The organism is Treponema sp. OMZ 906 (assembly GCF_024181185.1).
In the GTDB taxonomy this organism is placed as follows: domain Bacteria; phylum Spirochaetota; class Spirochaetia; order Treponematales; family Treponemataceae; genus Treponema.
In genome coordinates this window covers 112954-128699 of the sequence record NZ_CP051196.1, presented here as the reverse complement: position 1 = coordinate 128699, position 15746 = coordinate 112954, and the positions used below count along the sequence as shown (strand labels likewise).

The window sequence follows — 15746 nt, the reverse complement described above, 5'->3', positions numbered from 1 at the left end:
CTATTTACGGCGAAGGTAGGCATCACGGATTTCGCAGAAATAGACGTAGTGAAAATCTTTCTTGGGATAACAGTCGATAATGACCTGCGGGTCTAAAAACAAGTCCATATCGAACTGACTTCGATAGAGTTTCCGGCATGATACGGTGAGTATGGCTTCCTCAAATCCGATAACGGTATTATCGTGGAATACCGGTGTAAGCCCTGCACTGGCAGCTTTATCTTCATCCCTGCCCGACACGGTACCGCAAATTTTAAGGGCTTCGCACATTTTTTCATCGGCAGTATCCAAAAAGGACACGCTCAAGTAATCTTCTTCTTCGGCAAATACCGCGGTATGCCGCTGCGGTCTAATAAACAAAGCAGCCATCGGACGGTTCCATAAATGTCCCATCAATGCCCACGATGCGGTCATAGTATTCCATTCGCCGCGCTCCGTTCCGTGTCCGGCACTAACCAACACACCGTGCTCCGCTAATGCAGAAAAAGGCTTGATTACCTTGTTTACTAATTCAGGTGTTACTTGTAAAGATTCAAACATACATTCCTCCCACTCAAAAAGATATACGATTATTGTTCATCGGTGACATCTTCCTTCCGTTCCGTTGCTTCCCCTCTTTTAGAAAAGAATGAGACGGTTACATAACCGATAAGAAATACTGTTCCGGAAATAACCCGCATCGTAAAAGGCTGGCAGCTGGTACTCGAATAGAGATAGAGTATCGAACCCGCAACCAAACCGAGAATAAAAGCATACATCGGCGCAGGAAAGCGTTCTAACAATACGGCAATCAGCCGCGCTCCGAATACCAGCCCTGCTCCAACGCCAAGCGCAATAGGTATAAGCAATAGCATATTAAAGTCTGCGACTGCTTGCAGTACTGTCGGATACACGCCGAGAATCAACAACACAAACGAGCCGGAAATACCCGGAATCAACATCGCAACCGCAGCCAAAGCTCCCATTACCGCTAATTTTGCTGCAAACATCGGTGAAAAGGCGGTAACAACGGCAGCAGCCTGTATACCGCGGCGCTGTAAGAAAAACATTCCCAGCATCAGCGCAAAACCGGCAGCACCGCAGCATAGTGTCCCATACAGCCATCCGGATTTCAGGGAACCATCCTCTGCAACTGCTGCAGCGGGAATGCCGGCACGGGTTTTTCGGAACAAAAACGGTATGCTCCCCGCCACAACCCCGATAAAAAAGGCACTGGTCTGTGCCGGATACGCGCGGTATAGCAGCGTAATTACCTTTGCAAACAGCACAATGCCCGCACCGATTCCCAGTGCAAGGCTTAGTATATCCTGCCAGGCCTCCTTTATCCGTTTAAAATTAAGCGAACTCAATATGATTAGTTTATCGTAGACATTACAAATCACCGCAATCGTACCGCCGGAAACTCCGGGTACAACATTGGCGATTCCAATGAATACTCCGACACCGAAAAGTTTTAAAAGCGAAATCATACCGTATAAACCTTATTATTTTTCATATTGATATGACAGCACCGGGTTGCTCTTGCTGTATTAAGCCGTACACACGCGGTTCCGCCCCTGCTCTTTTGCACGGTACAAGGCTTCGTCGGAGTGCTTGAGTATATCCGGAATATTATCGTTATGAGCGCATGGGACTAAGCCAATTGAACAAGAAACCGCAAGTTCGGGATGTTCGTTAAATCTGATAGCGTTCACACCCTCACAAACATTTCGGCAAAGCGTTTCGGCACGTTCAAATTTTCCCCCGACAATAAAACAGAACTCGTCACCGCCATACCGTATCAGCGTATCCTGATGGTCAAATGTTTTCTTAAACACATCGGTAATTGCAAGCAAAATATTGTCGCAGAACACGCTCCCGTAGGTTTTGTTCAAGGTGCCGAAACGATCAACATCCACCATTGCAAAACTGGCGCCGGTGGTTTCGGTGTTCCGGCGGATAAGGTTTCCGATATTATCATCAAGATAGCGTCGGTTAAAGAGCCCTGTAAAGGGATCGGTGATAGCGCGCTTCTTGGCTTCGTCGCCCCACTGTATAACCTGCGTTAAAAAGCTATTTGTCCGTAAGAGGCGCGAAACCGTACTCGAAAGCATTTGCTGTAAAATGGAAACGGCAATAACAGGGTCATTCACAATAATCTGCGAAAAATCCCGCGCTTTAAGCATAAAGCATGAGGTGTTTTCCACCGCCGTACACGAAGCTGAACGGGCAGTTTGTTCAAGCAGCGACATTTCACCGAAAAAATCGCCGGAATGCAACCTTCCCAATTCGATATTTTCTTCTCCGGATTTTACCGAAATCGATATACATCCTTGGACTATAATAAAAAGCTCCGATCCTATTTCACCTTCATATACAAGGGTTTGACCCGCTTCCAACTCACAATAAAAGAGGGAGGAAAGCACAACTGCCATTTGATCAGGTGTTAAGCGCGAAAAAAGAGAAGTTTTACGTAAAACTTCAAGCCACCGCTGTTTTACTTCGAGCATTATATATCCTCCGGAAATAAAATCATAGAACCGCCGCGTTGCCTGCCTATCAACGGCATACCGGAACATCGTGTTACAATATCGGTATAGATTTTACCATGTTGCGGAAATAGAACGACACCGAGGCTCATACTTAAAAAGATTTTCTCACCGTTAAAAATATGGGAAAGATCCAATGTTTCGAGTTCTTTTTTAATTTTTTCTGCGAAAGCCCGTGCGGATTCTTTATCGGTGTACAGGTGAGTGAGAACTGCGAATTCATTTCCTTCGTAGCGCGCCAAAATAGTATTTTCCGAAAAGGCTTTTTTTAGATGACCGGCAATAAAGATAAGTGCGATATCACCTGCTTCATGACCGAAGCTGTCGTTGATCTGCTTAAAGTTATCCGGTTTCATCATAATGAGTGCAAAAGGTTCCTTGCAAAATTCTGCAAAAGATTCCTCTAAATAGGTACGGTTGAATAGACCTGAAAGCTTGTCGCTATATACCTGATTTCGCAGCTCGCGTACAACCGGTGAATTCTCTTTGATGAGCAGATTTGCGGCTCTGGTACGTTGGGAGGTGAAAATCAACAATGATTGAAAAAGATGTGCAAGTATTCGCGGTTTATCGTGGAAGAGGGTTTCAAGCGGAACCCCATCTTTGGGAAATTCTAAGATACGGGCTTGTTTACGTGCTATGGCATATGCATCGTGCGGTTTACCGGTCAGCAAGGCAATTTCGCCGAATAATTCCCCTGCAACAAATTCAGCCAATGCAGTCTTTTTGTCGGGGGAGAGGACTTCGGCACTGCCGTTCAATAGCAGATACACCTTGGAGCCGTTTTCTTCGGGCGTAAAGATTATACTGCCGTCCTCAAACTCGTTTGCCTGACAGTGCATCATAATTTCATCCAGTTCGCTGTCTGTCCAGCCGGAAAAGAAAGATGTTTTTTGCAAAAACTTTTTTGCTTGAACAGCAAAATCCGCTGATAATGGTATTTCTTGCATACCCTGTACTATATCACAAAATGAACTGGTAGTCATTAAAAGGGGAACACTTTTTTGGGCTAAATGCATTTTCATATATCTCATTTGGAATACATGATAAGTGTTTTTATATTAACAAAAGACTCGCCGCTCCACAGCCTTCAAAAATCCGTATCACACACTACTGCACAGATGTAGAATATATGCTACAATATATTCTTCTTTCATTTATACGACACCCTGATAAAAAGGAGTTTCTAATATTTATGGATCATTTTGGACTATGGGGGATCATACCTCCGGTTTTAACCATCGCACTTGCTTTCATTACAAAAGATGTTATCGTTTCGCTCTTTTTGGGGATTTTATCCGGTTGTATGATCGTTGCCGGCGGGAATCCTGCAGCGGCGCTTATGAAACTAACGGATTTACTCGCCGGTTCTTTAGCGGATAGTTGGAATATCCGCATTTTTCTCTTCTGCGGATTGCTCGGCGCATTGGTCGGTATGCTGTCAAAAACGGGAGCGGCGCAGGCGTTTGGTTTGTGGATGTCTAAAAAACTAAAGAGCGGAACGGCTTCTCAGTTTGCAACGTTTATATTCGGTTTAATCGTTTTTATAGATGACTATTTCAACTCTTTAACCGTCGGAACCGTTATGAGGCCGATAAATGATCAGCATAAGGTGCCGCGTGCAAAACTTGCCTATATTTTGGATTCCACTGCAGCCCCCGTGTGTATTTTAGCCCCTGTTTCCAGCTGGGTCGTTACCGTTATGTCCATCGTGAGAAATTCCGAAGGGTTCAGCAAACTGGGTATCAGCGATTTTGAATTTTTTATCCGCGCTATTCCGTACAACCTTTATGCGTTGACAACAATCTTGATGATTCTTGTCATCATCTTTTTTAAATCTGATTTCGGTCCAATGAAAAGATCCGAAAACTTAGCAAAAACAACCGGACGCCTCTGGAACGAAGAAGTCTACGGTGTTATTTCCGGCGATATCCCCGAGGAGCAGACAACCCGTGCAAAACCAATCGATATGCTACTGCCCATTTTGCTTCTTATCGTTTTCGCCATTGCCTTTTTCCCTGCCGTTTCGTGGATTAATGCCGTAAACGGCACTACAATTACTACCATATCGCAAGCGGCCGCATCGATGAGTATCCGTGAGGCTTTCATCAATACCGATTCATCCTATGCGCTTTTTTACGCCATTATCTTTACTTTAGTCGTTACGTATATTTACTATCTTGCGCGCCGCCTTATGAATCTAAAAGAAGCAAGCGAAGCTGTCCGCGACGGTATAAAATCTATGGTTCCCGCCCTTATTATCTTAACGATGGCGTGGTCAATCGGAACGGTTATACGCTCATCTCCTGCAGACGGCGGTTTAGGACTGGGGCGTTATCTTTCTGAGCTGGTCGTGAGCAGTTCCTTCCCGTTATGGATACTCCCTGCTATCGTTTTTGCGCTATCAGCAGTTATTGCATTTGCAACCGGTACGAGCTGGGGTACGTTCGGTATTATGATTCCGATTATTATGCCGATTGCCGTCGGGCTAACGGAAAACGCCGGATTAGCGCAAAACGCTGCGTTTAATGCCATATTTATCTGTATTTCGGCCGTTCTCGGCGGAGCCGTATTCGGCGACCATGCATCCCCGATTTCAGACACAACGATTTTATCTTCTACCGGAGCAGCCTGCCCGCATTTGGAGCATGTTGCAACACAAATGCCTTATGCACTTTTTGTTGCAGCTTGTTCGTTAGTAGGTTTTATCACCGGTGGAATTTTTATGAATATCCTTTCCGCATGGATCGCTGTTTTAGTGGTATTTACCGGTGGCATGATTCTTCTACCGAAGATAACGAAGGGGTAAGGAGACTTCTATTACTATTGGCCTATTACAAAAAGCCGCTTCTAAGGAATAATTATATCTTTAGAATCACTGGTAAATGAAGTCTTACTGCAAAACACTACATCAAACGTACGCGGGAAGCATACAGCTATTGGATAAGCCGTTTTATCCGTGAACATAAGGATAAAAATCTTAAAACGCGTTTTGCCTGTTTCGGGCGAGCAAGGGCGACACCATATTGATCCTTCGGTCATTCAGCGCACTTTGCACGAAGCTGTTTTACGGTCGGGTATTCCGAAGCCAATCGGCTGCCACACGTTCCGCCTCTCATTTGCAACGCATCTACTGGAATCCGGTTACGATATCCGCACCATCCAAGAGCTTCTCGGTCACAGCGATGTTTGAACCACTATGGTTTACACCCACGTCCTCAACCGCGGCGGTCTCGGCGTTCAAAGCCCTATCGGCCGAATGTGATTCGTTTTAGCTTGTTTAGTGAAGATAGGTCTAATCTGGCTGTTGGTGATGCGTTCCGGCGTATATTATGGTAGGAAGATGATAGGTTTTTGATCTGTGGCAGTTTAGATTGAAAGCATGTAGTTTCTATGATATAATGAGGAAAGGTCGAAAAGATGTTAGGTGCACGCCTTTCGGCGGGCAAGAAAGAAGATTATTTACACATAAAGATAAATGTGGTAAATATATATCTGTAATAATTGAGAGGAGAAAAGGCCGGAAATGAACATATAAGATTTATATAAATTATCTTCACCATAATAATTATAGGAGTTTTATATGTTCGGTCCTCAACCCAATGAAATACACCCCATGAAGGGGTTTGATCAAGTATGTTTTATTAAGAATATAATTACTAATCCAAATATAATCGTTGGTGATTATTCGTATTACGATGATCCGGTAAATTCGGAAAACTTTGAAAATAATGTTCTGTATCATTATCCATTCATTGGAGACAAATTAATTATTGGAAAGTTTTGTGCCATTGCCCGAGATGTTAAGTTCATAATGAATGGTGCAAATCATAAAATGAATTGTTTCACAACATATCCATTTTCAATATTTAGAAATGGATGGGAAAAAGTAACACCGGAAATGGAAGAGTTACCAATTAAAGGGGATACGGTAATTCAGAATGATGTGTGGATTGGTTATAATTCTTTAATAATGCCCGGAATAAAGATAGGTAATGGTTCAATAATTGCATCAAATTCTGTTGTAATAAAAGATGTAGAACCATATTCAATCGTTGGAGGAAATCCTGCAAAATTAATACGAAAAAGATTTGATAATGAAATTATTGATCTTTTAGAAAGTATAAAATGGTGGGATTGGCCAATAGAAAAAGTAACGACAAATCTCGAGATACTTACCTCAAATGATGTAAGTAAATTACGAGAAATTAGTGATATGAAAATCACCTAACACCCGCTTCAACCTGACATTGCGGACAAGCCGCAAACGCAGGTTAAGCGAATGTTAGGTTTATTGGAAAAACAATAGTAACTGAGAAAGGAGAATATTATGAATTTAGCCGATTATGCTAACTTGGGAACAACGATAGGCGCATTAGTATCAGCACTTACGCTACTATCTGGCTTCATTCTTTATTATCTTTCAAAACGCGATTCAAGTGTTTACTCCACAAAGGAAATTTTAGTAAAAATACGTGAAGCGTGTGAAAGTCTAAATAATTCTGTAACATATGAACTTGCACATGAAATTTCAGAAGCAGTCATCTTTTGTCCTGCTATGACTTACAATTTAAGGAAAATATGGATATATATAAATGAAAAAGAAAGAAATATTGATGAAATCAAAAAATATATAGATGACGATTTTCCACCTGTTACAATTCCAATTCATACGCCACTAACTCAAGAAATTGATGCAATAATTAGAAATGCAACTTCTGATTTAGCTAAACTAAGAAACACCAATCCGGGGATTTATCGTGTTGCATCTCCTGTAATTATTATGTTGTCGAACATAATAACTAAGTATAAAGGTATTATTCGGGATGATGAAATATGGAAAAAAATGTTAGTCAACTGTTTCCAAGAACTGTACGCAGAAAAAAGTGAACAAGATTTGCAACACAGGATTTTGTACATCCAAAATGCATTATTAAATGATATGGCTAAAAAAGATCAAGAAGATATTGATGATATGTTAAGCATAATGGATATGACTTTCGATAAATATTTGGGCATGAATACTAGAAAAGTAAGCAAAATATCAAGGAAAGAACGAAAGTTGAAATTCTTATCTCCCAAAGAAGCTCCAAAAGTGACTGATGACTTACGAGATGCAGAAAAGTTTTTATTAAGCATATTTAATCAACATGAATTACTAAGTTATAGAGAAATGATCGTCAAAGTTGAACAACGTCATAAAGACAAGACGGAATAAGTAGCAAAAACCTAACACCCGCTGCAACCTGCCATTTGTTTTGTCATAAAACTTGCTTAGCGTGCCTATACGGCACCGCAAGTTTTGCCGCCGCTATGCGTCGGCAAAGGCACAAATGCAGGTTAAGCGGTAGTTAGACGGATGCCTTACGGCACGATAAGCTGTAACTTTGAAAAATAGGATATATTTTTATAAATTAAAGTTTAAAGCCCCAATTAATGGGTTAGGTTACTTTGAGCAAGAGTGTCTTTTATTATAATGGCTATTTAAGGATGAGAAAAAATAAATTTTTATCTAATAATTTTAAAACTTATTAAGGAAATTAACAAAATATAAGTCATTCCGACGGTTGTGGTGTTTGTAATATTAGGATTTATTGTTAAAAAACTGGAAAAGTGATATATTATTTATAGTATGATATTCGATTGGAATAATGAAAAGAATATAATGCTTAAAAGAGATAGAAATATATCGTTTGAGCGGATTATTATAGCAATTGAACAAGATAGTTTGTTGGATATTTTAGAGCATCCAAATAAAGAAAAATATCCAAATCAACTTTTGCTTCTTGTAGAAATTGATAGATATGTATATGTAGTTCCTTGCGTACTTGAAAATAATGTTTGTTTTTTGAAAACTATTTTTCCAAGTAGAAAATATACGGCAAAATATCTTGATATTAAAGGAGAAGAAAATGAATACTGAAAAAGAGCTGTATGAATCTATAGAAAATGATGAATGGAAAGCGGTAAAAAATTTTTATGATCTTCGCAATGATTTAAAAAAAGCTGCTAAAACTATGCTTATGAAAAAAGAAAAGATAGATGTAATACTTGCCAAGCAAGATATAAATAATCTAAAAGCCAAAGCTTTTGAAGAAGGTATGGAATATGAAATTTTTGCAGGAAGTGTTTTACATAAATATCTAACAGGAAGACTTATAGAGGGATAAAAATTCAATTCGTCTAACACCCGCTCCAACGCTGACATTGCCTTTATGGCAATGCAGGTTAAGCGAATGTTAGGTGGACTACGCAGAGCGTAGCAGTTAGGTAATAGTTGTAAATTACATATCATATATGGTGGATGAAAAATGAAGATAGCTACTTGGAATTTAATGGTTACAGAGGATTGGAGTAAATTAAACAGTCAAATATTCATTGAAAAACAAATTGACAGGCAAAGACAAGCATGGAATTTTCTTAAAAATAAGCTAAAGCCAGATATAGTTTTTTTGCAAGAAGTATTACTAAAATCAATTGATGAATCTGAATTGGGTGTTAATATTTTCTGGACAGAAAGTCATACATCTATGAAATATTCAAAAAATGATACTTCAAAATGGGGTACGGCAATATTTGTAAATAAAAAGTATTGTGACTTTACCAAAGATATTACTTTAGAAGTATTTCCAAATGAAGATAGCAAATATACAGGTAAAGTTAAAGTAGTGTAAGTCAATTTTGATAATGATCAAATACTGTTTTCTAGTCTTCATCTAGATACTGGTGAAAGTGGTTTAGAACAAATAAAAAGTTTTTTTAATGAAAAATTTGTTTCACAAAAAAATCTTGTAATTGGAGGAGATTTAAACTGTGATAAATACTATATAAATAGAACTTTTGATAAAAAATTCTTCAATGAAACAATAGGGTTCTCTAATTTAATTGAATGTGAGCCTTTATACAAACAGACATTTTTTCGTGGTAACTTGAACGATGATAATGATGTGGAAGCAATACAAGATGATTATATTTTTGTTAGTAAAGAATTATATGAGTTTGTGGAGACGCAACACATAGATGAAGTAAAACAGTATAAAGGGAAAAACTTCAATTATGGGAAGATAAAAACTTTAAGTGATCATTCAATATTATATATATCATTAGATGTTAAGGAATAAAATTGCACCTAACATCCGCTTCAACACTGACATTGCGGACAAGCCGCAAATGCAGGTTAAGCGGCAGTTAGGATGACGGCTCGCTGAGCCGCAAAATATAAAAAAATAATTCAAAGAGGAAAATGTTATGGGAATAGAACGTGCAATACAAGAGAGTATTGAAAACAAGAAAAAAGTTGAAACAAAACAATGGATACAAGAACTTCTTCAAACAAATCAACTTGTCGGTGATTTGTACTCAATTAACTATGAAAATGCAAAGGTTATTATTCACGATACTTTTAGGCATAATGTAGGCGGTATCCCAAGTTTAAGTTTTTTGATTGCCTCTCGCCTTGATCCCAATAATTGTGATGATATTGATTACAAAGACGAAGACACTTCTTTTATTCTCTTGAGAGTAATGGATTCTACAACTCTTCCTCAGGATATTGACGCTGAAAGAATTAGAGTTGAAACTGCTCAGAGGGTTAGTGGAGATGCATCAAAAAATTATGATGATAATTCCACTATGGATTATAGAACAAAAAATCTTTTGAGCTTTGCAGGCATTCAAAGCCGAATTATTGGTACTTTCTACCTTGATGATAACATTGCAAATCCAGAGGGAAGTCTTCAACTTAGATTTGGAAGTGATATTTCAAATTATTATCCAAACCGTGGTTTAAAAGTCTATAAACCAAATGGGAAAGCTCTTGAAAAGATTATCAACTATATTGATCCATACACAGACTTGGCAAGTATTGAAAAATATGGTTCTGATAATAAAGTAAAGATTGGTAATGTACGTTATGCATCTACTAATCGCCGATTTCAGAATATTGATAATGTTCCAGTATATATTTATCCGGCAGACTTGCTTTCCCAGAAAACAGCTTTGTTTGGTATGACTCGTACCGGTAAGTCAAATACGACAAAGATTATTGCTAAATCTGTTTTTGAACTAAGAAAAAATCAAAATAAACCTTTGAGAATAGGTCAAGTTATTTTTGATCCGAATGGTGAATATGCAAATGAAAATATTCAAGATAATAACTCTGCATTAAAAAATATTTGGAAAATGTTGCATGGAGTACAAAAAGAGAATGAAGTTGTAACATATGGTATAACAAAACACCCAAATGATCCTGATAGAAAGATGATGCTATTAAATTTTTATTTGGATGAAAATCTTTCTATTGGAAAAGAAATTATTAATACAATTTTAGCTACTGATACTTCAAAATATATAAGTAATTTTGTGCAAGTAAATTTTGATAAACCATCTGATTATGATAGTAATCATTCTGCAAAAACTAGATATGATAGAAAGGTTCTTGCATATAGAGCAATACTGGCTAAAGCTGGTTTTCCTATTTCTAATGGAGTTTCTGTATATACAAAAGGGCTTTTTAATAATGATTTACTAAAAACAATGGAAAACAGTCATAGCGATAATGCCACAGAATATATTCAAGCAGCAAAAGTCTTTAAAATGGAACAACCTTCTTTAATACAGTTGGCAATTGCTTTTGAATCATTAAATAAATTTATTGTAGAAAACAAAGAATATAAAGATTTTGAAACAGACTATATAAAAAAATCAAAATCTGGAAATTCATGGGCTGATGATGATTTAAAAAAAACATTAGGTATATTTGAACGACAAAATGGAACACGACAAATTGGAAAGGCAATTCCACAACACAGTGCAGATACATCCTCCGATTATGCTGACGATATTTATCGTGATTTAGTTACAGGAAAATTGGTAATTGTTGACCAATCATGTGGAGAACCAGATTTGAATAAATCTTCTGCATACCGAATCATTACGAAGATTTTTAAGAATAATCAGCAAGAATTTATAAACGGAAATGAACATATTCCTGAAATTCTTGTTTATATTGAAGAGGCCCATAATATTCTGCCGGCAGGAAATGATTTAGATATGAGTGATATGTGGGTTCGTACTGCAAAAGAAGGCGCAAAATATCGAATAGGAATGGTTTATGCAACACAGGAAGTAAGCTCAATTCAAAAGAATATTCTTAAAAATACATCAAACTGGTTTATTAGCCACTTAAATAATACAGATGAAACTCGTGAACTATGTAAGTATTATGACTTTGCAGACTTTGAACCTTCAATCCGAAGAGCTCAAGATAAAGGATTTTTGCGGGTAAAGACTCTTAGCAATTTATTTGTGATTCCTGTACAAATTGATAAATTTGATTTACATAAAAATTTTAATACTTAAGGTTTGTTATGAGTTTTGAAGGTGAATTTGCTAACTATGAGCCGTTAAGAAGAATTTTTTCATCTAAGAAAGTTGAACAATTTTTAGATGAATTAGAAGTTTGTGATGTGGCTTCTAATGTAACTAATATACTTGAAAAAGTAATACAAAAAAAAGATTTGAAAAATACCGATAATATCCAGCCTGATTTAATATTAGCCATGGACGGAAGCGTTGCAGAAGCTTCCGTAACGAAAGGCTTTCCGAATGCTAATTACGGATATATCACAATTGCCTCTGTCTTAATCGATATGGAAAAAATAAAAGTAATACAATCTGAAAAATTTCCTGATCCAAGAAAAGTAAATGCAATTGAATCAGCTTCTACATTTGAATCTGTTTTTCCCGGTTGTAATGTCTTTCAATCAAAAACAGAAGCCCCTAAAGAATTTTTACGACGTAAAATTTATGAGGAATTACAGGAAAATTCAGCTTTTCCAAATGGTGGAGAAACACTTCTTGATACATATGAATATTTATTAGATATAAAACTAAAAAATAGTGGAAATCCACCAAGGTGTCCGATTGAAGGATATGAAGATGAAGATCTCATAATTCAACGTGGAATATATAAACATGCAAAAACAGGTAAGCCATTATATTCAACAGATGCGCTTCGATTACATGAACTCATGAATCCTTCAGGATCAAACGGAGAGTTGTTTGGACAGATTATGTCTGCTTTTGAAAAGATTTGGTTTGTAAATATTTTAAGAGCTTTTGAAAAAAAAGGATGGCTAGGTACACTTAGGCGAGTTGCTTTTTTTATTGATGGACCGCTAGCTGTTTTTAGTACTCCTTCATGGTTGGCAAAGTCTATTAGTGAAGAAATAATACGTATAAATGCAGAACAAAAAAAGATTAATAATCAAGATATGATTATTTTAGGTATAGAAAAAACAGGTATTTTTTGTAATCATTTTCAAGATTTAGACACCAACAGAGAAGGTGTTAAAGATATTTTTCCTCGCGAAACAGCGTTCCTTATTAATGATCAATATATTAAGGAAAATATAATATTTTCAGATAGCATTAAACCTTATGGTGAGGATACATATTTTGGCAGAAAATTTTTCTATAAAACATCGTCAGGAAAAAGATTAATACCAGTCGTAGCTACATATTCTGATTATGAAAAGAATTCAAAAACTGCAAATGTATCTCAATTTTCTAGATTAAAGGATATTATGGAATTGTTAGATCGACTTGTTTCAAATAGATATCCGAATGCAATAACGCCTTTAATATCTGCTCATGCGGAAGCTGCTATTCCATTTAATATGGGGCAAAAGCTTTTTGAACAAATTGCAAGGCAAATTATTGAAAGAGACAAAACAAATGGATAATCTAAGTCAATATTATAGAGGACATAGCACAGCTGAGGCTCGCTGGGCTAGGTTTGGTCCTTATTATGCAATGTTTCCAATAGATTTTGCGTTTAATGTCGTTGATAAATATTCAAAACCTGGTGATAAAATTTTAGATCCTTTTAGTGGAAGAGGATCAAGTATATATGCCGGAAGTATATTAGGTCGTGAAAGTATTGGAATAGAAATAAATCCGCTTGGATGGTTGTATAGTAATGTAAAATTATATCCTGCTAACCTTGAAAAAGTTTTAAACAGACTAAATGAAATCTATGAATTAAGAGAAAATTATAGACATGATATTTTAAATTATAATGAATTCTTTAGAATGTGTTATTGCGATGAAGTATTAAAATTTTTATTATCAGCAAGAGATAATCTGGATTGGGGAAAAAATAACACAGATAGAACTTTGATGTCTTTTATTGCTGTATATTTACATGCAAATCTTGGAGAAGGTTTGTCTAATCAAATGAAATTGACAAAATCATTAGGTAAGCAATATTCAATAAATTGGTGGAAAAAAAATAATTTAGAAACTCCACCTCAAATTAATCCATTTGCTTTGATAAAAGAAAAAATTGAATGGAGATATAAATATGGAACCCCTAATAACAATAATAGTTATGTAAAATTAGGGGATAGTTGTTTAATAACAGAGGAAATGATTATTAAAAATGATTCCAACTATGCATTGCTTTTTACTTCTCCTCCCTACTGTGGAGTTACGGATTATTTTATGGATCAATGGCTTCGATTATGGTTATTAGGTGGATCTTCAGAACCTGAATATAGAAAAGAAAATTATAAAGGTAGATTTGGAAATAAAGAAAAATACAAAGAAATGCTTGAAACTGTGTTTGGGAATTGTGCTACACTAATGTCAGATAATGCAACAATTTATGTAAGAACAGATTCAAGAGAGTTTACACTTAATACAACAATCGATATTTTACATGAAAAATTTCCAAATCATATTATGAAAATATATAATAAACCCATAGGAGAAAATGTAAAAACGCAAACGGCTTTGTATGGCAATTTTTCTAAAAAGCCCGGAGAAACAGACATAATTTTAACAAAAAAAAGATAATGCTAATACCCCGCTTCAACGCTGACAAACGGGACTATGCCCGTTTGCAGGTTAAGCGGATGTTAGAACGACATATTGCTGACGTTTTTCTACAAAACTCTAGATATTATGATATTATCCTGATAACGGAGGTTCGTATGATGCAAATTAGACCTGTTTCAGATCTGCGTAATAAATTTTCAGAAATAGAAAATATAGTTTTAGCAAACAGAAGTCCTGTATTCCTTACAAAAAATGGTTATGGCTCTATGGTTGTGATGAGTCTTGATTTGTACGAAAGCCTTACACATACTATTGAAAGTCAACTTAATGAAGCGGATACTCAAGCGGCATCAACAAATGCTCGTCTTTCGCATGAAGAAGTTTTTGCTCATATCCGTTCCCAAATAAAGATAAGCTGATTGATGGGCGAATATACTTTACGCTACCTTCCTCTAGCCGAACAGGATTTGAGCGAAATTATGAATTGTATTCAGAATAATTTGGAAAATCCGATTGCGGCAGAAAATACTCTTTCAAAAAGAGACTTTGATTTAAAAATAGCGACTTTACACCGATTGAGGAATAAAATGGACAAGAAACTAATTGAGTTTTTGATAAAAGCTAAACGGAAAACGTATGCAGGAAAAGGATCTGAAACGGCTTCTTCAAGAGAAAAATCACATGACTTAGTATATCGTGAAAATAATTTTATGTATTATGACACCTATCTTGGCGGAGAAAAATTTGCCGGAGAAGAAGCTCTTTGGATTGCAGATAATCCGTATTGGAGCATGAATTATATTGGACGTGTGACCGGAGAAAATTTTAATGTAGATTTTTTGAAGGAAGCATTGTTGAATGTTCCTTTTGAAAAACCGTTTAGAGGTCCGGAAAAATATGAAGATGGTCGTTATGAGTATAAATGTTCTATAAATGGAAATTTTGATTGGTTTCAAGGGAAAGAAATAATAAGTTTCTGTGGAAAAGAAGTTTATGAATGTTATTTTCATGGCGGGTTGATAAAGTAGAAGCGTTCTAACACTCGCTTCAACCTGACATTGCGGCACCATTTGACAAAAACTCAAATCTTTTAGGTACTTTCTTTGGCAGTCCTATTGGTTACTCATTTCGTTATTATGTAGAAGGAATAACACAAAATATAAATGTAAAAAAACTGATAGATTGGATTCTTTCTCCTGAAGGTCAAAGGATTATCGATAATAATGGCTATATTCCGTTAAAAACCGCCTAACACCGTTTTCAAATCCGACAAACGGTCAAGTCCGTTTACAGGTTAAGCGAATGTTAGATTGGACTGTCTATCGACAGGTAGGTACAGAACATATTGTACCTTTTCTTCATCTGGCATAGTATTTA

17 protein-coding genes and 1 pseudogene are annotated in these 15746 nt (G+C 36.6%); 14 read left to right on the top strand and 4 right to left on the bottom strand.

Going from position 1 to position 15746, the window contains the following annotated elements:
- Genes E4N69_RS00585 through E4N69_RS00570 form a run of 4 tightly spaced genes read right to left on the bottom strand, consistent with a single transcriptional unit; the run spans position 1 to position 3553 of the window.
- Entirely contained in the window at positions 1-540 is a 540-nt protein-coding gene (locus tag E4N69_RS00585; RefSeq protein ID WP_253714800.1) for a flavin reductase, read from the bottom strand.
- Between the two features lie 29 nt (positions 541-569).
- Positions 570-1469: a DUF368 domain-containing protein gene (locus E4N69_RS00580; protein ID WP_253824144.1), complete on the bottom strand. Its 900-nt coding sequence runs from the start codon at positions 1467-1469 to the stop codon at positions 570-572.
- 60 nt (positions 1470-1529) lie between these two features.
- Positions 1530-2489 (bottom strand): GGDEF domain-containing protein, encoded by a 960-nt coding sequence (locus E4N69_RS00575; RefSeq protein WP_253824143.1) that lies wholly within the window; start codon positions 2487-2489, stop codon positions 1530-1532.
- Entirely contained in the window at positions 2489-3553 is a 1065-nt protein-coding gene (locus E4N69_RS00570; RefSeq protein ID WP_253824142.1) for a GGDEF domain-containing protein, read from the bottom strand. Before E4N69_RS00570 ends, E4N69_RS00575 begins: the two co-directional genes overlap by 1 nt.
- Positions 3554-3723: 170 nt before the next feature.
- Here E4N69_RS00570 and E4N69_RS00565 point away from each other — a divergent pair, with 170 nt between their 5' ends.
- The 14 genes and pseudogenes from E4N69_RS00565 to E4N69_RS00505 all read left to right on the top strand — a co-directional run bounded on the left by E4N69_RS00565 (position 3724) and on the right by E4N69_RS00505 (position 15397).
- A complete protein-coding gene (locus E4N69_RS00565) occupies positions 3724-5337 on the top strand; it encodes a Na+/H+ antiporter NhaC family protein (RefSeq protein WP_253714796.1) in 1614 nt (537 codons plus the stop codon).
- A gap of 101 nt (positions 5338-5438) precedes the next feature.
- On the top strand, positions 5439-5558 hold the full coding sequence (locus E4N69_RS12745; RefSeq protein ID WP_371922392.1) for a hypothetical protein: 120 nt from the start codon (positions 5439-5441) through the stop codon (positions 5556-5558).
- A pseudogene (locus tag E4N69_RS00560) lies at positions 5524-5793 on the top strand (tyrosine-type recombinase/integrase); the annotation flags it as partial. The gene E4N69_RS12745 and the pseudogene E4N69_RS00560, both read left to right, overlap by 35 nt.
- Positions 5794-6111: 318 nt before the next feature.
- Entirely contained in the window at positions 6112-6759 is a 648-nt protein-coding gene (locus E4N69_RS00555) for a Vat family streptogramin A O-acetyltransferase (RefSeq protein ID WP_253807146.1), read from the top strand.
- Between the two features lie 99 nt (positions 6760-6858).
- Complete coding sequence (locus tag E4N69_RS00550) at positions 6859-7746, top strand: hypothetical protein (protein WP_253824141.1); 888 nt, start codon at positions 6859-6861, stop codon at positions 7744-7746.
- Between the two features lie 414 nt (positions 7747-8160).
- Positions 8161-8451 carry a hypothetical protein gene (locus E4N69_RS00545; protein WP_002669594.1) on the top strand — a complete coding sequence of 97 codons (291 nt, stop codon included), beginning with the start codon at positions 8161-8163 and terminating at the stop codon, positions 8449-8451.
- On the top strand, positions 8441-8698 hold the full coding sequence (locus E4N69_RS00540) for a hypothetical protein (protein WP_002669593.1): 258 nt from the start codon (positions 8441-8443) through the stop codon (positions 8696-8698). Before E4N69_RS00545 ends, E4N69_RS00540 begins: the two co-directional genes overlap by 11 nt.
- A 141-nt stretch (positions 8699-8839) precedes the next feature.
- Positions 8840-9202 (top strand): hypothetical protein, encoded by a 363-nt coding sequence (locus E4N69_RS00535; protein WP_253824140.1) that lies wholly within the window; start codon positions 8840-8842, stop codon positions 9200-9202.
- Between the two features lie 273 nt (positions 9203-9475).
- Positions 9476-9649: a hypothetical protein gene (locus E4N69_RS00530; RefSeq protein WP_253824139.1), complete on the top strand. Its 174-nt coding sequence runs from the start codon at positions 9476-9478 to the stop codon at positions 9647-9649.
- A 127-nt stretch (positions 9650-9776) separates the two neighbouring features.
- Complete coding sequence (locus E4N69_RS00525; RefSeq protein WP_253824138.1) at positions 9777-11888, top strand: helicase HerA domain-containing protein; 2112 nt, start codon at positions 9777-9779, stop codon at positions 11886-11888.
- A gap of 8 nt (positions 11889-11896) precedes the next feature.
- Positions 11897-13273, top strand: a complete 1377-nt coding sequence (locus tag E4N69_RS00520) for a DNA double-strand break repair nuclease NurA (RefSeq protein WP_253824137.1) — start codon at positions 11897-11899, stop codon at positions 13271-13273.
- Positions 13266-14387: a DNA methyltransferase gene (locus E4N69_RS00515; protein ID WP_253824136.1), complete on the top strand. Its 1122-nt coding sequence runs from the start codon at positions 13266-13268 to the stop codon at positions 14385-14387. Before E4N69_RS00520 ends, E4N69_RS00515 begins: the two co-directional genes overlap by 8 nt.
- Before the next feature lie 137 nt (positions 14388-14524).
- A complete protein-coding gene (locus E4N69_RS00510) occupies positions 14525-14788 on the top strand; it encodes a type II toxin-antitoxin system Phd/YefM family antitoxin (protein ID WP_253714791.1) in 264 nt (87 codons plus the stop codon).
- A gap of 3 nt (positions 14789-14791) precedes the next feature.
- A complete protein-coding gene (locus E4N69_RS00505; protein WP_253824909.1) occupies positions 14792-15397 on the top strand; it encodes a DUF5680 domain-containing protein in 606 nt (201 codons plus the stop codon).
- Positions 15398-15746: the final 349 nt, after the last annotated feature.